16 protein-coding genes and 1 pseudogene are annotated in these 17570 nt (G+C 65.1%); 8 read left to right on the top strand and 9 right to left on the bottom strand.

The features are described from left to right. The first annotated feature begins 154 nt into the window (after window positions 1-154). The 4 genes and pseudogenes from G7007_RS03545 to G7007_RS03530 all read left to right on the top strand — a co-directional run bounded on the left by G7007_RS03545 (window position 155) and on the right by G7007_RS03530 (window position 5122). A pseudogene (locus G7007_RS03545) lies at window positions 155-2029 on the top strand (methyl-accepting chemotaxis protein). 225 nt (window positions 2030-2254) lie between these two features. Continuing rightward, entirely contained in the window at window positions 2255-3376 is a 1122-nt protein-coding gene (locus G7007_RS03540) for a glycosyltransferase family 4 protein (RefSeq protein WP_181099056.1), read from the top strand. Beyond that, window positions 3369-4133 (top strand): DUF2334 domain-containing protein, encoded by a 765-nt coding sequence (locus G7007_RS03535; protein WP_181099048.1) that lies wholly within the window; start codon window positions 3369-3371, stop codon window positions 4131-4133. The genes G7007_RS03540 and G7007_RS03535 overlap by 8 nt, the downstream gene beginning before the upstream one ends. Then, window positions 4130-5122 (top strand): lysylphosphatidylglycerol synthase transmembrane domain-containing protein, encoded by a 993-nt coding sequence (locus G7007_RS03530; RefSeq protein ID WP_181099047.1) that lies wholly within the window; start codon window positions 4130-4132, stop codon window positions 5120-5122. The genes G7007_RS03535 and G7007_RS03530 overlap by 4 nt, the downstream gene beginning before the upstream one ends. Window positions 5123-5272: 150 nt before the next feature. Here G7007_RS03530 and purU read toward each other — a convergent pair whose 3' ends face one another. After that, window positions 5273-6124, bottom strand: coding sequence for a formyltetrahydrofolate deformylase (gene purU, locus G7007_RS03525; protein ID WP_181099046.1), 852 nt, complete (start codon window positions 6122-6124; stop codon window positions 5273-5275). Window positions 6125-6417: 293 nt separating this feature from the next. Here purU and mvaT point away from each other — a divergent pair, with 293 nt between their 5' ends. After that, entirely contained in the window at window positions 6418-6795 is a 378-nt protein-coding gene (gene mvaT / locus G7007_RS03520) for a histone-like nucleoid-structuring protein MvaT (protein WP_181099045.1), read from the top strand. Between the two features lie 66 nt (window positions 6796-6861). On the opposite strand, the gene sbcB is transcribed toward mvaT, so the two are convergent. From sbcB to G7007_RS03505, 3 genes are all read right to left on the bottom strand, one after another. Beyond that, a complete protein-coding gene (gene sbcB, locus G7007_RS03515) occupies window positions 6862-8292 on the bottom strand; it encodes an exodeoxyribonuclease I (RefSeq protein ID WP_181099044.1) in 1431 nt (476 codons plus the stop codon). A 60-nt stretch (window positions 8293-8352) separates the two neighbouring features. Continuing rightward, window positions 8353-8712 carry a PilZ domain-containing protein gene (locus G7007_RS03510; RefSeq protein WP_181099043.1) on the bottom strand — a complete coding sequence of 120 codons (360 nt, stop codon included), beginning with the start codon at window positions 8710-8712 and terminating at the stop codon, window positions 8353-8355. A 123-nt stretch (window positions 8713-8835) separates the two neighbouring features. After that, on the bottom strand, window positions 8836-9222 hold the full coding sequence (locus G7007_RS03505) for a tetratricopeptide repeat protein (protein WP_181099042.1): 387 nt from the start codon (window positions 9220-9222) through the stop codon (window positions 8836-8838). 314 nt (window positions 9223-9536) lie between these two features. On the opposite strand from G7007_RS03505, the gene pyk reads away from it, so the two are divergent. Further along, entirely contained in the window at window positions 9537-10988 is a 1452-nt protein-coding gene (gene pyk / locus G7007_RS03500; RefSeq protein WP_181099041.1) for a pyruvate kinase, read from the top strand. A 41-nt stretch (window positions 10989-11029) separates the two neighbouring features. Here the strand turns inward: pyk and G7007_RS03495 are convergent, their stop codons facing one another. Next, window positions 11030-11962 carry a 2Fe-2S iron-sulfur cluster-binding protein gene (locus G7007_RS03495; RefSeq protein WP_181099040.1) on the bottom strand — a complete coding sequence of 311 codons (933 nt, stop codon included), beginning with the start codon at window positions 11960-11962 and terminating at the stop codon, window positions 11030-11032. A 262-nt stretch (window positions 11963-12224) separates the two neighbouring features. Here G7007_RS03495 and G7007_RS03490 point away from each other — a divergent pair, with 262 nt between their 5' ends. Next, window positions 12225-13748, top strand: coding sequence for a fumarate hydratase (locus tag G7007_RS03490; protein WP_181099039.1), 1524 nt, complete (start codon window positions 12225-12227; stop codon window positions 13746-13748). 80 nt (window positions 13749-13828) lie between these two features. Here G7007_RS03490 and G7007_RS03485 read toward each other — a convergent pair whose 3' ends face one another. Together G7007_RS03485 and G7007_RS03480 are read right to left on the bottom strand one after the other, a co-directional pair. Beyond that, window positions 13829-14719, bottom strand: coding sequence for a carbon-nitrogen hydrolase family protein (locus tag G7007_RS03485; RefSeq protein WP_181099038.1), 891 nt, complete (start codon window positions 14717-14719; stop codon window positions 13829-13831). Beyond that, a complete protein-coding gene (locus tag G7007_RS03480) occupies window positions 14716-15306 on the bottom strand; it encodes a GNAT family N-acetyltransferase (RefSeq protein WP_181099037.1) in 591 nt (196 codons plus the stop codon). The genes G7007_RS03485 and G7007_RS03480 overlap by 4 nt, the downstream gene beginning before the upstream one ends. Window positions 15307-15421: 115 nt before the next feature. Between G7007_RS03480 and G7007_RS03475 the strand changes: the two genes are divergently transcribed. Further along, window positions 15422-15820 carry a nuclear transport factor 2 family protein gene (locus G7007_RS03475; protein ID WP_181099036.1) on the top strand — a complete coding sequence of 133 codons (399 nt, stop codon included), beginning with the start codon at window positions 15422-15424 and terminating at the stop codon, window positions 15818-15820. 6 nt (window positions 15821-15826) lie between these two features. Here the strand turns inward: G7007_RS03475 and G7007_RS03470 are convergent, their stop codons facing one another. Together G7007_RS03470 and G7007_RS03465 are read right to left on the bottom strand one after the other, a co-directional pair. Beyond that, window positions 15827-16987 (bottom strand): phospholipase D-like domain-containing protein, encoded by a 1161-nt coding sequence (locus tag G7007_RS03470; protein WP_181099035.1) that lies wholly within the window; start codon window positions 16985-16987, stop codon window positions 15827-15829. Window position 16988: 1 nt separating this feature from the next. Next, window positions 16989-17570, bottom strand: coding sequence for a YceI family protein (locus G7007_RS03465; RefSeq protein WP_181099034.1), 582 nt, complete (start codon window positions 17568-17570; stop codon window positions 16989-16991).

The raw sequence follows: 17570 nt of genomic DNA, 5'->3' as shown, positions 1-17570 counted from the left end.
CCTCAAGATTCCCCCCTCCCCAGCCGATACCACCTGTCGATGTCCGACGGAATATCAGGAACGAATCCGAAACGACATGCGGGCAGCGCGCGGTGAGCGCCGATCCCACCCGCTCGAATACCCTGTTCCATCCCCTTGCGGAACCGATTACGCCATGAACAAAAGCTTGAAATTCAGCCACAAGATCCTGCTGGCGGCGTCACTGATCGTCATACTCGCCTTCACCCTGTTCACGCTGTACAACGACTACCTCCAGCGCAACGCGATCCGCGCCGACCTGGAGAGCTACCTGAACGAGATGGGCGAGTCCACGTCGACCAACATCCGTAACCTGCTCGATGGCCGGATCAAGTTGGTGGAAAACCTGGCGCAGAACATCGCGCAGGCACCAGACAGCGCGGAAGTCTTCATGGGCCAGAAGGCCGTCACCTCGAGCTTTCTCACCGCCTACCTGGGCCGTACCGATGGCCGCTTCAGCGTGCGCCCCGACTCGCCGATGCCGGCCGGCTATGACCCGCGCACCCGCCCCTGGTACAAGGACGGCATGAACGCCAGTGGGGCGATCCTCACCGAGCCCTATATCGACCTGACCACCAACAAGATGGTCATCGGTATCCTCTCCAACGTCTCGCGTGACATCGGCGTGGTCGGTGGCGACCTGGCGCTCGACGGACTGGTGCAGATCATCAACGCGCTGGATTTTGGCGGCATGGGCTATGCGTTTCTGGTCAACGACTAGGGCAAGATCCTGGTGCACCCTGATCACGACCTGGTGATGAAGTCCCTGACGGACGTCTTCCCTGGACAAACGCCGCGCCTGACCCAGGAACTGAATGAGGTCGACGTCGATGGCAAGGCTCGTCTGCTGAGCTTCACCCCGGTCAAGGGCCTGCCGAACGCCAACTGGTACGTGGGCCTGTCGGTCGACAAGGCCGATGCCTATGCCATGCTCAGCACCTTCCGCACCTCGGCGGTGATCGCCACGGTGGTGGCGGTGGTGATCATCATCGCCCTGCTCGGCCTGCTGATTCGCGCGCTGATGCAGCCCCTGCACACCATGACCCGGGCCATGGAAGACATCGCCGAGGGCGAAGGCGACCTGACCAAACGCCTGCGCATCCACCACCAGGACGAGTTCGGCATTCTGGGCACGGCCTTCAACCGCTTCGTCGAGCGCATCCACACCTCCATCATCGAGGTGTCGTCGGCCACCGAGCAGGTCAATGAAGTGGCACTGCGCGTGGTCAGCGCGTCCAACTCGTCGATGAGCAACTCGGACGAGCAATCCAACCGCACCAACAGCGTGGCGGCCGCGATCAACGAATTGGGCGCTGCGGCCCAGGAAATCGCCAACAACGCGGCCCAGGCGTCCCAGCATGCCACCTCGGCGCGCCTGCTGGCCGAAGAAGGCCAGCAGGTGGTGGATCGCAACATCCAGGCGATGACGCGCCTGTCCGACCTGATCGTCAGCTCCAGCGGACACATCGAGCAGCTCAACAGCAAGACGGTGAACATCGGCCAGATCCTCGAGGTGATCACCAGCATCTCGCAGCAGACCAACCTGCTTGCGCTCAACGCAGCGATCGAAGCGGCCCGGGCCGGTGAAGCCGGTCGTGGTTTCGCCGTGGTCGCCGATGAAGTGCGCAACCTGGCGCACCGTACGCAAGAATCGGCGCAACAGGTGCAGACGATGATCGAGGAGCTGCAGGTCGGCGCGCGCGAGTCGGTCGACACCATGGGCCAGAGCCAGCGCCATAGCCAGGACAGCGTCGAGATCGCCAACCAGGCGGGCGAGCGACTGGGCAGCGTGACCCAGCGTATCGGCGAGATCGATGGCATGAACCAGTCGGTAGCAACCGCCACCGAAGAGCAGACCGCCGTGGTCGACTCGATCAACATGGACATCAACGAGATCAACCTGCTCAACCAGGAAGGCGTGGAGAACCTGCAAGCCACCCTGCGCGCCTGCACCGACCTGGAACAGCAGGCGGCTCGACTCAAGCAGTTGGTGGGCAGTTTCAGGATCTGAGGCAAGCGGCACGCGAGCGTGAGACGCTTGCGAGGAACTGCACGCCTTTCCTGGCGCAGGCATCGGCTTTCGCGCGTGTACGCATGACGCTGCCGCCGCCGCAACTCGCGGCGTGCAGCCGTCTCGCCGATCGAACAAATCACCCTTCGGGACGGTCAATGGGTAGGCGCGTCATCTCCGGACTGTTACTGCCGGATGACAGACCACCAAGACGATCCCGGAGGGATGCTGATCGTGCACATCGCTGACATCACCATGTTCTACGCCCCGGCCAGCGGAGGTGTACGTACTTACCTCGATGCCAAGCACCGTCGCCTGGGCACCATGCCAGGCGTGCAACACAGTCTTTTGATTCCCGGCCCCAAGCCCAGCGACGCCAATGGCATCTACAAGGTGCCCGCCATGGCCCTGCCCTTCGGCAACGGCTACCGCTTCCCCGTCCGGCTGGCGCCCTGGTGCAAGGTGCTGCGCCGCCTGCAGCCGGACCTGATCGAGGTCGGCGACCCCTATTTCACCGCCTGGGCCGCCCTGGAAGCGCGCCGCCAACTCGATGTACCGGTGATCGGCTTCTACCACTCCGACCTGCCATTGCTGGTCAAGAACCGCATGGGCGGCTGGTTCACGCCCAACGTGGAAGCCTACGTCAGCAAGCTGTACGGCAACTTCGACCGCGTGCTGGCGCCCAGCCAGGTCATGGCGGACAAGCTGACCCGCCTGGGCGTCAAGGACGTGCACGTGCAACGCCTGGGCGTCGACCTGACGACCTTCCACCCCGATCAACGCGACACGCAGCTGCGGGCACGGCTCGGCATCCCGGACACGGCGCGCCTGTTGGTCTTCGCCGGGCGCGGCTCGCGGGAAAAGAACCTGCCGGTGCTGCTCGACTGCATGCGTCAGCTGGGCAAGCCCTATCACTTGCTGCTGGTCGGCTCGAACATGCCTACCGCCGTACCCGACAACGTCAGCGTCATCAACCATTTCTCGCCTGCCCAGGACGTCGCGCGCCTGATGGCCAGCGCCGACTTGCTGGTGCATGCCGGCGACCAGGAAACCTTCGGCCTGGTGATCCTCGAGGCCATGGCCAGCGGCACCCCGGTGGTGGCCGTGCGGGCCGGCGCCTTCAGCGAACTGGTCAACGACCAGTGTGGCCGGCTCTGCCGCCCCAACGATGGCCGTGCGATGGCCGAGGCGGTACGCGAAGCCTTCGAAGAGGGTACGCGCAAGCTGGGCGCACAAGCACGCCGCCATGTCGAGCAGCATTACGCCTGGGATGCCGTGGTCAACGGCTTGCTGGGGCATTACCAGGCGGTGCTGGGTCAGCCATCCGAGGTGCTGGCCCATGCATGACGCTACGCCAAAGACCCGCAGCCTGATGGTGGTGCTGCACGATGTCGCCCCGGAAACCTGGCCGGACTACCGCCCGTTCGTGGAAGCCGTGGACGCCATGGGCGATGTGCCGATGACCTGGCTGGTGGTGCCTGATTTCCACCACCGCAATGCACTGTCGCGCTCGCCAGACTTCTGCAGCCTGCTCGAACGGCGCCTGGCCAAGGGCGACGAGCTGGCGCTGCACGGCTACTACCACGCCGACGATGGCCCGGCCGCTCGCTCGCCGAAAGAGTTCTTCATGCGCCGGATCTACACGCACGAAGGTGAGTTCTATGGCCTGAGCCAGGCCGCCGCGCTCGAGCGCCTGCACGAAGGCATGGCGCTCTTCGAACGCCAGGACTGGCCGCTGGCCGGGTTCGTCGCACCGGCCTGGCTGATGAGCGAAGGCACGCGCGAGGCCCTGAAAACCTTGCCGCTGCGCTACACCAGCACGCCACAACACTTGTACAGCCTGCCCGATTTCACCCCGATCACTGCCCCTGGCCTGGTCTGGAGCGCCCGCAGTGCCTGGCGCCGCGGGCTGTCACGGCTGTTGTGCGACTGGCAGCGCCGCCGCCTGGAGAGCGCCGACAGCCTGCGCCTGGGCCTGCACCCGGTGGACATGCGCCATCAGTCGTCGCGTGAGTACTGGCTCGAGGCCGTGCGCGAGCTGTTGGCGCAAGGCCGCGTGCCCATGACCAAGTCGACCTGGCTGGACCACAGGGTCGCTGCATGAGCCGTTTCGCCTGGCTGGGCGCCGCACTGGCCCTGGCCGTGCTGGTCCCGGCCTTTCTCGGCGGCAGTGAGCTGCTACCGCGCCTGAAAACCTTCCCACCGGGGCTGATGGCCGGGCTGCTGGGCATGATCGTGTTGTGCTGGATCCTCAACGCCATGCGCCTTCGCCTGCTGCTGGGCCAGCAAGGCGCCCACCTGGGCCGGCTCAAGAGCGTGGGCGTGGTCATGGCCACCGAGTTCGCCATCTGCACCACCCCCGGCGGCAGTGGCGGCCCAGTGGCGCTGATCACGCTGCTGAACAAGGAACGCATCGCCCCTGCGCGCAGTGGCGCCGCGTTCGCCATGGACCAGCTCAACGATCTGGCGTTCTTCATCTGCGCCCTGCTGGGGATCGCCGGCTACGCGTTGTTTCACAGCCTGGGCAGAAGTCAGGAGTCGATGCTGGTCAGCAGCGCACTGCTGCTCTGTGGCGTCCTGGCCGTGGTGATCGCGCTGCTGCGCTGGCGTCGTACGGTGATGCGCTTCAATGGTCGCTGCCTGCGGCGCGTGGGCCTCTCCGAAGCACGTCGCCGACGCTGGGCGCGCAAACTGCTGCACTTCCTGGGCGCCCTGGCAGACACCTGGCGGCTGCCCAAACGCACGCTGGCCATGGTCTTCACCCTGACCTGCCTGCATTGGGGCCTACGTTACAGCGTGCTCTACCTGGCCCTGCGCGGCCTGGGGTCGGACCTGGGATGGATTCCGAGCTTTCTGGTGCAGATGCTGGCCTTGAGCGCCGGCCAGTTCAGCCTGCTGCCCGGTGGTGCCGGCGCCGCGGAGCTGACCTCGGCGACCTTGCTGTCGCCCCTGGTGGGCAGCTCGACGGCAGCTGCAGCGATCCTCATCTGGCGGATCGTTACGTACTACTTCTACCTGGCGGCAGGCGGCCCGCTGTTTCTGTATCTGCTGGCCCGTCCCCTGCTGAAGCGCTGGCGTCGGCAGCCGAGCTGAGCTGACGCCACAGCTCGGCGGCGCCTTCGAACGCGGTCCCCAGCGTCTCGTCCATGGCCTCGGGGTCGTAACGCGCCAGACAGCCTTCGCCCAACCGCGGCGGCGCACTGGCCGTCGCCTTGTCGCGTGGGTCGGCCATGGACGCCTCGATCAGTCGAAGACCACGGTCTTGTTGCCGTGGACCAGGACGCGGTCCTCGAGGTGGTAGCGCAAACCGCGCGCCAGCACCATCTTCTCGACGTCGCGGCCGAACCGCACCATGTCATCGATGGTATCGGCATGGCTGACCCGCACCACGTCCTGCTCGATGATCGGCCCGGCATCCAGCTCCTCGGTCACATAGTGACACGTGGCGCCGATCAGTTTCACGCCTCGCAATGCGGCCTGGTGGTAAGGCTTGGCACCGACGAACGACGGCAGGAAGCTGTGGTGGATGTTGATGACTTGGCCAGCATAGTCCTGGCACAGCTGAGGCGGCAGGATCTGCATGTAGCGCGCCAGCACGATGACCTCGGCGTCATGGGCCTCGACCAGACGCGCGACTTCGGCGAACGCCGGTTGCTTGTCCTGCGGGTCGACCGGTACATGGAAGAACGGAATGCCATGCCATTCGACCATGCTGCGCAAGTCGTCATGGTTGGAAATGACGCAGGGAATGTCGCAGTCCAGCTCGCCGGTGTGCCAGCGGTGCAGCAAGTCCGCCAGGCAGTGCGATTCGCGACTGGCCATCAGCACGACGCGTTTTTTCTGAGCCGAGTCGGTGATGTGCCAGCTCATGGAAAAGGCTTCGGCGATCGGCGCGAACGCTTCGCGGAACGCGTCGATACCGAAAGGCAACGAGTCGGCGCGGATTTCATGGCGCATGAAGAACCAGCCGCTCTGCTCGTCGGAATGATGGCTGGCCTCATTGATCCAACCGTTATGAGAGGCCAGGAAATGGCTGACGCTGGCCACGATACCCACGCCATCGGGGCAGGCGATCACCAATCGGAAGGTGCGCATGAACAAGAACTCCGGAACTTGCAAAGGGGCCTAGTCTAGCGACTAACAAGGAAATCTGCAGTAATGATTCAGTGTGGCGCGTAGGGAAAAGACTGCCCACCTGCCGGGCAGGACGGCGGTCCCTGGTCGAGACAGGCATTTTCTCAAACACGGCGTGAATTTTTCTTAATCCAGAAAGTGCATGTTGCAACACATCCGCCGACAACAACGAACGCTTTAATTGTTTACTTGTCGATAAACCCTGTTTATTATCGACGCCACTGTCTCTCTGCACACGCCTCAAGGAATACCTCATGTCGCTGATCAACGAATACCGCGCCACCGAAGAAGCCATCAAAGAACTTCAGGCTCGCCTGACCAATCTGTCGCAAGACGACAAACTGAAGAAAGAGCTGGAGTTCGAAGGTAAACTGCGCACTCTGATGGGCGAATACTCCAAGTCGCTGCGCGACGTGATTGCCCTGCTCGACCCGGAGTCCAAGTTGAGCAAAGGTCCGCGTGCCACCGCTAAACCGGCCACCACCAAGCGTGCTCGCAAGGTCAAGCAATACAAGAACCCGCACAACGGCGAAATCATCGAAACCAAAGGCGGCAACCACAAGACGCTGAAAGAGTGGAAAGCCAAATGGGGCGGTGACGAAGTTGAAAGCTGGTCCAGCCTGCTGGACTGATCGCGGATCCTGACTCCCGATTCATGAAAAACGCCAGCCTGCTGGCGTTTTTTCATGGCCGCCTATTCAAGGCTGCAGCCGGGCTTTCAGAGCTGCCACATAGGCCTGCCAGGCCAGCAGGACCTCGCGTTGAGGCGCACTGGCTTCATGCCATGCGTGCTGCCAGGCCGTTTCGAATGCCTCCAGCGTCAAGGGCGCTCCCCACATCGAATCCGCGAGCCGGTTCTTACAAAAGGCAGACCACCGCTGCCGCTCCTCGCTGTTCAGTGTCTCGGGGAAGTTACGCGCCCGGTAACGGAACAACAGTTCCGGCAAGCGCACGTCATCGAACATCCATTGCCCCCTGGACAACTGCGCAGGGTCCGACACCCGCACCTGCTCGCACACACGGCGGTCACGGTCGCGAATGAACCCTTCATATAACTGTTGTTCCGGATCCTCGGTCGGCGTGAAGTCTTCCTGCGCGAAGAGTTCATCCAGTCCGGGTTGCCACAGGGCCCTCTGTTGTACCAACTGCGAGGCCTTGGTATGAAACAGCGCCAGGTCCACCCCCAATCGCTGTTGATCCGCAGGCCGAATGACCGACAGCGGCGCCACCACCGGACAGCGGTTCACATGGATCAACTTCAACGGCACGGGAAGTTGTCCGTCGAGCAGCGCATCGCGCCGGCAGTACAAACGCTGGCGCAACGCGGTGGCTGATTCGGTGGTCAAGGGCGAAGGGTCCATGTGCAGATCGCACACGATCAAGGCATTGCGATTGCGGGGGTGCCAGGCCAGTGGCAGGACGACGCCCAGATAGTGGCGCGCGGCCGAGAACCGCCCGCTGACATGCACCACGGGCTCCAGCAGCCTGATCTGCTCCATGACGGCATGCTTGCTGCGCAAGGCGAACAGCCAGTCGTACAGTCTGGGCTGGCGCTCACGCAGCAATCGCGCCAGGCCGATGGTGGCGCGCACGTCGGACAGGGCCTCGTGGGCATGGCCATGGTCGATCCCATTGGCCTGGCTCAGCAGTTCCAGACGCAGGCTGGTGCGCCCGTCCTGCTGCGGCCAGACGATGCCCTCCGGACGCAGTGCATACGCCGTGCGCACCACATCGATCAAATCCCAACGGCTGTTGCCGCCCTGCCACTCGCGTGCATACGGATCGAAGAAATTACGGTACAGGCTGTAGCGGGTGACTTCGTCATCGAAGCGCAGGGTGTTGTACCCTGCCCCACACGTGCCCGGGCGGGCCAGTTCGGTGTGCACACGGGTCATGAAGTCGGCTTCGACCAGCCCGTGTTCGGCCAGTTGCCGGGGGGTGATGCCGGTGACCAGGCAAGCGCTCGGGTGCGGCAGGATGTCGTCGGAGGGCTGGCAATAGAGATTGACCGGCGCTTCGATTTCATTGAGTTCAAGGTCGGTGCGTATCCCTGCCAGTTGCAAGGGGCGGTCGCAGCGAGGATTGATGCCGGTGGTTTCGTAGTCGTGCCAGAAAATGCTCGCGCTCACGGGGTCGTCCTGTAACAAGATCGACCAGAGTCTAGGGCCTTGGACGTGCGCGGGCCAGCCTCAGGCGGAGGCGTTGAGCGAGTTGAAGCTGAAGTAGGTGTGCAGGGTGCGCACGAAACCGTTGTACTCCTCGGGCGCCTGCAGGAGCATGAACCCCGAATCGTAATGGCCCGGCATCTGGTCTTCCTGGCACCACAGGCAACTGGCGGTCAGGTTGATGAACTGCCAGCCGTCACCGGGTAGCGGGATGCGCAACTGCAGCTCGAAATCCGGTCCGACCAGGATCGGCAGCTCGCTGATCACCATCAGGCCCGCTTCCGACACGTTGCCCAGGTACCCCAGCAACTGGTCGGTATAACGGTTGTAGACGGTGAGGTAGAGCGGAAGCTGATGACGTTCTATCTGGCGCTCGGTAAACATGATGGCGGTCACTGTCCTTCGCGGGTGGCAATGGGCGTGCAATCGCCTCGATCGTTACATTCATTCAACAGCGTCGTCCAGACCGTTCGGCAGCTGTGTCCCGCTCTGCACCGACAATGGCGCTTACCGCCCAATGGGCGTCGCAAGGGGCACCGTCGCCGCAGGAGTGCCGGGCCGGTAGTGCCCCAGTTGCTCGAGCGTCTGCAGACGGGCCTGGGCACGGAAGGCATATTCGTTGCCGGGCCAGCGCTGCATCAGATACTGGTAGGTCTGCGCGGCATCGACATAGAGCTTCTGGCGCTCCAGGCACTGTCCACGCAGCAGCGCGACCTCCGGATGGATGAACGGTCGCGCCCGGCTGGTACGGTCCACCTGCGACAACTCCAGCATCACCCGCTGGCAGTCGCCCCGCTCGTAGGCGCGGTAGGCAGTGTTCAAGTGATGGTCCATCGACCAACGGGTACAGCCGACGACACTGGTCGCCAGCATCAAAACGATCATGGCACGCATGGGGCGCTCTCCTCTGCTGCACGGTGTATCGGCGGCGGTGGACGAAACTGGAGGTCGAGGGCAGCTGCAAGCTGCAAGCTGCAAGCTGCAAGCTGCAAGCTGCAAGCTGCAAGCTGCAAGCTGCAAGTCAGAGCGTCAGCACCGCCTCGGCGTCCTTTCAACACCTGACCGACCGCACCAACGTCCGCTTGTAACTTGTAACTTGTAGCTTGCAGCTCGCCCCTGCTCCTCCCTCCACGGTAGTGCATCCGAACAATGACTACAGCCCGATTCAGGAGTAGCCTTTCGCTGCGCTTCACTATAGGAGTCTGTGCATGACCATCCGCCGTACCAAAATCGTCGCCACCCTGGGCCCGGCCAGCAACTCGCCGGACGTGATCGAACAGCTGATCCTGTCGGGCCTGGACGTCGCCCGCCTGAACTTCTCCCATGGCACTCCGGACGAGCACAAGGCCCGTGCCCGGCTGATCCGCGAGATCGCCGCCAAGCTCGGCCGTCATGTCGCGCTGCTGGGCGACCTGCAAGGTCCGAAGATCCGTATCGCCAAGTTCGCCAACAAGCGGATCGAGCTCAAGGCCGGTGACCGCTTCACGTTCTCCACGGCTCATTCGCTGACCGAGGGCACCCAGGAGGTGGTCGGGATCGACTACCCGGACCTGGTCAAGGACTGTGGCGTCGGTGACGAACTGCTGCTCGACGACGGTCGGGTGGTCATGCGCGTCGAAACCGCGACCGCCGATGCCCTGCACTGCGTGGTGCTGATCGGTGGCCCGCTGTCGGACCACAAAGGCATCAACCGCCGTGGTGGCGGCCTGACCGCGCCGGCCCTGACTGAAAAGGACAAGGCCGACATCAAGCTCGCGGCGGAAATGGACCTGGACTACCTGGCGGTCTCCTTCCCGCGTGACGCCAAGGACATGGAGTACGCCCGTCAGCTGCGTGACGAAGCCGGCGGCAGCGCCTGGCTGGTGGCCAAGATCGAGCGCGCCGAGGCCGTGGCCGACGACGAGACCCTCGACGGCCTGATCGCCGCCTCCGACGCCGTGATGGTGGCCCGTGGCGACCTGGGCGTGGAAATCGGCGACGCCGAGCTGATCGCCATCCAGAAGAAGATCATCCAGCACGCCCGCCGCAACAACAAGGCGGTGATCGTCGCGACCCAGATGATGGAGTCGATGATCCAGAACCCGATGCCGACCCGTGCCGAAGTGTCCGACGTGGCCAACGCCGTGCTGGACAACACCGATGCGGTGATGCTGTCGGCCGAAAGTGCCGCGGGCGCCTACCCGGTCGAAGCGGTCCAGGCCATGGCACGCATCTGCCTGGGCGCGGAGAAGCACCCGACCAGCCAGAAGTCCAGCCATCGTCTGCACACCACCTTCGAGCGCTGCGACGAAAGCATTGCCCTGGCGGCCATCTACACGGCCAATCACTTCCCGGGCGTCAAGGCGATCATCGCGCTGACCGAGAGCGGCTATACCCCGCTGATCATGTCGCGCCTGCGCTCGCACGTGCCGGTGTACGCCATGTCGCCGCACCGCGCCACCCAGGCGCGCAGCGCAATGTTCCGCAACGTCTATCCGATCGCCTTCGACCCGGCCGCCCTGGCGCCGGACAAGGTGAGCCAGGCGGCCGTGGACGAGCTGCTGCAGCGCGGCTTGGTGCAACAGGGTGACTGGGTGATCCTGACCAAGGGCGACAGCTACCACACCATCGGCGGCACCAACGGCATGAAGATCCTGCACGTGGGCGACCCGCTGGTCTGAGCCTGATCGGTTCGCAGGTGCCGTCCGGCCTGCGACCCGCGCTACCGGGGTGCGTCCAGCACCTCGGTCAGCACCTGCCCCCTGGGCAGCCCCGCCATGAACAGGCGCCGGGCACATCCCTCGACATGCCGCGCATCGCCACAGACCAGGGCCACGGTCCGCCGGTCGAGCCCGCGCATGCTGGCCAAGCAGGCGTCCACCGCCTCGCGCGTCAGCGTTTCGCTGCGCAAGCAAGACCAGACTTCAGCCAAGTGCTGCAGCGGCTCTTGCAGGCAGGACCGCTCGCCTGCGTCCGTGACCTGCACCAGCCAGACATCACCCTCATGCCCCTGCGCTCGCGCCTCATGGGCCAGGCCCAGCAGCGCCCCGATCCCGGCGCCCTGCCCCAACAACCACAACGGCTGCGCCTGCCATTGGGCGTCATAGTGCACGATGCGGGCACGCCGCGCGCTCACGTGCACCTCGGTGCCAGGCACCAGACCACGCAGCGCCCTGACCACTTCATCGGCACCCTGGGCTTCCACGTACACCTCCAGCCAGCGCGCTTCGTCCACCTGGGTCAGCAGCGCCGGCACCGTGTGCGGCCCCACCGTCAGCGCCAGGTCATGACCGGCCTGACGGCGCTGCGACCCCTGGGGCATCAGGCGCAACCGCGCGCCTTGAGGCGTCGGCCACGTCACCTCGATCACGCGGGTGGCCTGGCCTTGTGCGCATTCGGTGTCGAGCACGACGCGCAGGTCCTCCACCACCGCGCACTGGCATGCCAGCCGCCAGCCGTGGGCACGTTGCGCAGGGTCCAGGGCGTCGGGACGCGCGTCGAACGGTTGTCCATGCACGCACAGGACGCGGCACGTCTGGCAGGCGCCTGCCCGGCAACCATAGGGGACAGCCAGGCCAGCGTCGTTCAGGGCATCGAGCAGGTTGCTGCCGAGCGCCACCTGCCAGCAGCGTTCACCGACACTCAATTGGGGCATGGCACAAGCCTCCTCCAGTCAAACCGCCACTCTAGGCGCTCGTGCGTGCCACCACCAGCCGAGGACGCAGAAACGCCGGCCGTTGGCAATCGACCTTGGTCCAGACTACCTGCAGGTGTACCGACCCGGGATGCGCGCTATACTGCCGCGCCTTTTTTCGCGTCGGCCTGACCTGCCGGCGCGCCTTGCCAGGTTTTGCGTCGTGGCCCTGCGCCAGCGCGAGGCCTCCACGAATGTTCCCGGATCCAGAGGAGCGCGCTGCATGACCGTGATCAAGCAAGACGACCTGATTCAGAGCGTCGCCGACGCCCTGCAATTCATCTCGTACTACCACCCCGTCGATTTCATCCAGGCGATGCACGAGGCCTACCTGCGTGAAGCGTCGCCCGCCGCGCGCGACGCCATCGCCCAGATCCTGATCAACTCGCGCATGTGCGCCACCGGCCACCGTCCGATCTGCCAGGACACCGGCATCGTCACGGTCTTCGTGCGCGTGGGCATGGACGTGCGCTGGGACGGTGCGACCCTGAGCGTCGACGACATGATCAACGAGGGCGTGCGCCGCGCCTACAACCTGCCGGAAAACGTCCTGCGCGCCTCGATCCTGGCCGACCCGGCCGGTGCCCGCAAGAACACCAAGGACAACACCCCGGCCGTCATCCACTATTCCATCGTCCCAGGGGACAAGGTCGAAGTGGACGTCGCGGCCAAGGGCGGCGGTTCCGAAAACAAGTCGAAGATGGCCATGCTCAACCCGTCCGACTCGATCGTCGACTGGGTGCTCAAGACCGTGCCGACCATGGGCGCCGGCTGGTGCCCGCCGGGCATGCTCGGCATCGGCATCGGCGGCACCGCCGAGAAAGCCGCGGTGATGGCCAAGGAAGTGCTGATGGAGTCCATCGACATCCATGAGCTCAAGGCCCGCGGCCCGCAGAACCGCATCGAAGAGATCCGCCTGGAACTGTTCGAGAAGGTCAACCAGTTGGGCATCGGTGCCCAGGGCCTGGGCGGCCTGACCACCGTGCTCGACGTCAAGATCATGGACTACCCGACCCACGCCGCGTCCCTGCCGGTGTGCATGATCCCCAACTGCGCCGCCACCCGCCACGCACACTTCGTGCTCGACGGTTCCGGCCCGGCCGAGCTGGAGGCGCCGTCGCTCGACGCCTACCCGGAAATCGTCTGGGAAGCCGGCCCGAGCGCCCGCCGCGTCGACCTCGATGCCATCACCCCGGAAGAAGTCGCCAGCTGGAAGCCGGGCGAGACCATCCTGCTCAACGGCAAGATGCTCACCGGCCGCGACGCCGCGCACAAGCGCATGGTCGAGATGCTTAACCGCGGCGAAGCGCTGCCGGTCGACTTGAAAGGCCGCTTCATCTACTACGTCGGCCCGGTCGACCCGGTCGGTGACGAAGTGGTGGGCCCGGCCGGCCCCACCACCGCCACGCGCATGGACAAGTTCACCCGGCAGATCCTCGAGCAGACCGGCCTGCTGGGCATGATCGGCAAGTCCGAGCGCGGTCCGATCGCCATCGAGGCGATCAAGGACAACAAGGCCGTGTACTTGATGGCCGTCGGTGGCGCCGCCTACCTGGTGGCCCAGGCCATCCGCAAATCCAAGGTGCTGGCCTTCGCCGAGCTGGGCATGGAAGCGATCTACGAGTTCGAGGTCAAGGACATGCCGGTCACCGTGGCCGTGGACAGCAACGGTGAGTCGGTACACATCACCGGGCCTGCGCTGTGGCAGGGCAAGATCGCCCAGAGCCTGGCGGTCGAAGTGAAGTAAGTCGTCGCCTCCCCGCTGCACACGAACGCCCGGTCTTGCCGGGCGTTCGTGTTTCGAGGGCCCGGCTAGCGACAAGCGTCCTAGGCTGTCCTGACGTCCAGACGGCCTTCACCGAACTGGGCTGGCCAATCCTTGTGCGTCCAGACCTGTCCCTGCTCACGCGTGCGGGCCACTGCCTCCCTGTCCAGTGAACAGTGCAACCAACGGCTGACGGTGCCGTGCAGCGTGTCGCTCTGGGCGATCACCCCATCGCTCGGCAGCCCATGGTCCGGTGGCACGAACAACCCCGCACGTCCCACGTTCTCGTCCAATGCCGGCGACCACGGCGCACGGCCCACGGTCGGGCTTTGCAGCACGGCGATCTGGTTCTCCAGGGCGCGGGCCTGGGCGCCGATCCTGACCCGGTGATAGCCTGCCTCGGTGTCGGTGCAGCTGGGCGCGAGGATCAGGTCGACACCCGCCTCGGCCAGGCGCCGGGCCAGCATCGGGAACTCGTTGTCGTAGCAGATCAGGATGCCCAGCCGCCCCAGCGTCGTGTCGAAGACCTGCAGGCCCTGCCCTGGACTGATGTTCCACTGCTCCTTCTCGAAGCGGGTCATCATCAGCTTGTCCTGATGGCCTAATACCCCCTGCGGGCCGAACAGCCAGGCACGGTTGCGGTAGCGACCATCATCGTCGAGCACGGGCAGGCTGCCCGGCTGCAGGTAGATGCCGTGTCGCCGGGCAATGTCCTCGCACAGTGCCAGCCAGCGTGGCATCAGCGCCTGAATCCCCGCGATCGACCCGTCGAGGTCGCTGCGCTGCTCGACCGGCAACTGCCCACTGAGCACAAGGCCGGCGTACTCAGGCAATAGCAGCAGTTGCGCGCCGTCCTGCACTGCCTCGGCGCACAGCGCTTGCAGGTGCGCCGCATAGATGTCCCAGGTGTCGAACAGCTCGATGGCGTATTGGCACGCCGCCAGCCGAATCATGCCGGCAAGGCCTTGAGCCAAAACGACATGATCTTGTCCGAGGCCTCCGTCTCATCCAGGTCGCGCCAGGCATAGCGAGTGCGCAACGAGGGCTCGTGGAGGAAACCGCGATTGCGCCAGAACCCTTGCAGTGGCTTGTAGTCAGCCGGGCGCAAGGGATGGCCCGAGGGACGCTCGACCGCACAAAAGGTGCAGCACTCGAACGCGGCCAGCTTGTGCGCATAGGACTCGCGCTCGATGAAGAAGCGCACGCCCAGCCCCTGGTTGCGGTACTCGGGCAGCACCAGCGATTCGCCGAAGTAGTAGACCGCACCAGGGTCGCGCCCCTGTTCGAGGAAGGGTTGCCGGAACGCCTCGGTCTGGTCGGCCAGCGGCAGGCCGGTGGAGGCGCCGACCACCCGACCCTGGTCGAGCGCCAGCACCAGCAGGCTGCGATCCGAGCGGGCATAGGGGGCCAGGTAGTCGGCTTCGTACGCCAGCGTACCCTCGTAGAGGTAGGGAAACTCGCGAAACACTGTCAAGCGCAGGCGAGCGAGGTCATCGATGTAAGGCGCGATCGCAGCGCCATGCAGCAGGCGGATTTCCATGCGAAGTGGTCGTTTTCCCGATGTGGATGGCGCGCTCGGCTAAGCCGGGCCTGAGGGGAAACCCTATCATCCGGCCCTCGTCCTTTCCTTTCCCGTACACGACAGGAACATTGCCATGACCGCTACGGAACTCGTCCAGGCCTACTACGCCGCGTTCAACGCCGGTGACATGCAAGGCTTTCTCGCCCTGCTCAGCGAAGACGTCGTCCACGACATCAACCAGGGCGAGCGGCAGATGGGCAAACAGGCCTTCGCGGCCTTCATGGAGACGATGAACCGCTGCTACCGCGAGCGCCTGACCGACCTGGTGGTGATGCAGAACGCCGAAGGCGACCGCGCCGCCGCCGAATTCGTCGTCCATGGCCAGTACCTGACCGCCGACGAAGGCCTGCCCGCAGCCAATGGCCAGACCTACGTGCTGCCGGCCGGCGCCTTCTTCTACATCCACGCCGGCAAGATCGCCCGGGTGAGCAACTACTACAACCTCAACGACTGGCTCGAACAGGTGGCCTGAGCGCGCCTAGCTGCGGCGGTCGAACAGGTTCGCCACCAGTCGGTCGAGCCACCCCCACAACCGCTGCTTGGCCCGCCGCCACAGGGGCCGCGCGCGCCAGCTGGCCAGGTCGACCTCCTGGCTCTGGGCGAAATCCCGTTCGAAGCTGGCCACCACCTGGCCGGTCAGCACCGGATCCAGGCTCTCGATGTTGGCCTCGAGGTTGAAGCGCAGGTTCCAGTGATCGAAGTTGCAGGAACCGACGCTGACCCACTGGTCCACCAGCACCATCTTCAGGTGCAGGAAGCACGGCTGGTACTCGAAGATCTTCACCCCGGCACGCAGCAGCCTGGGGTAGTAGCGATGGCCTGCGTAACGCACGGCCGGGTGGTCGGTGCGCGGCCCGGTCAGCAGCAGGCGGACATCCACCCCCCGTTGCGCGGCGCGGCGCAAGGAGCGGCGCACGCTCCAGGTCGGCAGGAAATACGGCGTGGCCAGCCAGATGCGCCGTTCTCCGGTGCTCAATGCGCGCACCAGCGAACGCAGGATGTCACGGTGCTGGCGGGCATCGGCGTAGGCCACCCGACCCAGCCCCTGCCCTTCGGCAGGCTGCCTGGGCAGACGCGCCAGCCCCTCGAACCCCTCCGGAGGCCGCCAGGCAGTGCGCCCTTCGTTGGCATGCCACTGGCGATCGAACAACACCTGCCAGTCGCTGACCACAGGCCCTTCCAGGCGCACCATGACTTCATGCCAGTCGCTGCTCGACTCGCCCGGCCGCCAGAACTCGTCGGTGACCCCGGTGCCGCCTACAACGGCCCAGCGCTGGTCGACCAGCAACAGCTTGCGGTGGTCGCGATACAGATTGCGCACGCCACGGCGCCAGTTCAGCGGGTTGTACAGGCGCAGCTCGACACCGGCCTTGCGCAGACGCTGGCGCAGGCTCGACGAGAAGGCCAGGGACCCGTACCCGTCGAACAGGCAACGCACGCGCACGCCCCGCCGGGCCGCTGTCTCCAGGGCGTCGACCATGGCCTCGGCGCAGGCGCCCGCTTCGACCAGGTACAGCTCCAGGTCGACCTGGTACTCGGCGCGCACGATCGCCAAGATCATCTCCGGGAAGAACGTCGGTCCGTCGATCAGCAGCTCGAACTGGTTGCCGACGCGCCAGGGAAAAACCGGCCCGGGCATGTCAGCGGGCGTTGAAGATCAGCACCGCATTGACCGGTACCGAGGGGCTGATGGAGTTGACGCCGGCCAGCTTGCGCAGCGCATCCAGCCCTGGCACCAGGCCGAAATCCTCGGCATGCAGCACCACGGGCTCGAGCGTCACCACCTGAAAGCGACGCTGGTCCAGGCGGGTGGCCAGCAAGGGCGCCTCGTAGCGATGCTGACGCCCGCGTACGGTGACGGTCAGCGGCAGGCGCAGCTCGACCTGGGCGCCGTTGGCCAGGTCCTGGATCGGTCGCAGGTCGATCCGCGTCTGCACGGTGATATCGGGGTACTGCTTGACCTCCAGCAGGGCGTCACGGATGCGTTCGTCGCGCAGCGGCACCCCGCTGAACACCGAGTCGGCCTCGATGCGCAGCTGGGCGGCACCGGCGTCATCGACCTTGCCGTGCAGCACCAGGAAACGATGCACCAGGGACGTGTCGCCATTCTGGCTGGCGATGAACGACAGCCGCGACGACTCGCCGTCCAGGTGCCAGTCGGCCTGGGCCGGCACGCTCGAGGCACACAACAGGGCAAGCAGGACACGTGACAGCTTGAGCAT

The organism is Pseudomonas entomophila, assembly GCF_013523125.1.
GTDB lineage: Bacteria > Pseudomonadota > Gammaproteobacteria > Pseudomonadales > Pseudomonadaceae > Aquipseudomonas > Aquipseudomonas entomophila_B.
Note: the sequence above shows the minus strand (reverse complement) of the source record. Positions and strands in the feature narration are given on the sequence as shown.

What these genes read in the sequence shown, in the direction of transcription:
- G7007_RS03540 (WP_181099056.1), top strand. Translation starts at nt 2,255, where the DNA reads ATGCTGATCGTGCACATCGCTGACATCACCATGTTCTACGCCCCGGCC.
- G7007_RS03485 (WP_181099038.1), bottom strand. Translation starts at nt 14,719, where the DNA reads ATGATTCGGCTGGCGGCGTGCCAATACGCCATCGAGCTGTTCGACACC.
- G7007_RS03530 (WP_181099047.1), top strand. Translation starts at nt 4,130, where the DNA reads ATGAGCCGTTTCGCCTGGCTGGGCGCCGCACTGGCCCTGGCCGTGCTG.
- G7007_RS03465 (WP_181099034.1), bottom strand. Translation starts at nt 17,570, where the DNA reads ATGCTCAAGCTGTCACGTGTCCTGCTTGCCCTGTTGTGTGCCTCGAGC.
- mvaT (WP_181099045.1), top strand. Translation starts at nt 6,418, where the DNA reads ATGTCGCTGATCAACGAATACCGCGCCACCGAAGAAGCCATCAAAGAA.
- G7007_RS03490 (WP_181099039.1), top strand. Translation starts at nt 12,225, where the DNA reads ATGACCGTGATCAAGCAAGACGACCTGATTCAGAGCGTCGCCGACGCC.
- G7007_RS03470 (WP_181099035.1), bottom strand. Translation starts at nt 16,987, where the DNA reads ATGCCCGGGCCGGTTTTTCCCTGGCGCGTCGGCAACCAGTTCGAGCTG.
- G7007_RS03505 (WP_181099042.1), bottom strand. Translation starts at nt 9,222, where the DNA reads ATGCGTGCCATGATCGTTTTGATGCTGGCGACCAGTGTCGTCGGCTGT.
- G7007_RS03510 (WP_181099043.1), bottom strand. Translation starts at nt 8,712, where the DNA reads ATGTTTACCGAGCGCCAGATAGAACGTCATCAGCTTCCGCTCTACCTC.
- G7007_RS03475 (WP_181099036.1), top strand. Translation starts at nt 15,422, where the DNA reads ATGACCGCTACGGAACTCGTCCAGGCCTACTACGCCGCGTTCAACGCC.
- G7007_RS03495 (WP_181099040.1), bottom strand. Translation starts at nt 11,962, where the DNA reads ATGCCCCAATTGAGTGTCGGTGAACGCTGCTGGCAGGTGGCGCTCGGC.
- purU (WP_181099046.1), bottom strand. Translation starts at nt 6,124, where the DNA reads ATGCGCACCTTCCGATTGGTGATCGCCTGCCCCGATGGCGTGGGTATC.
- G7007_RS03480 (WP_181099037.1), bottom strand. Translation starts at nt 15,306, where the DNA reads ATGGAAATCCGCCTGCTGCATGGCGCTGCGATCGCGCCTTACATCGAT.
- G7007_RS03535 (WP_181099048.1), top strand. Translation starts at nt 3,369, where the DNA reads ATGCATGACGCTACGCCAAAGACCCGCAGCCTGATGGTGGTGCTGCAC.
- pyk (WP_181099041.1), top strand. Translation starts at nt 9,537, where the DNA reads ATGACCATCCGCCGTACCAAAATCGTCGCCACCCTGGGCCCGGCCAGC.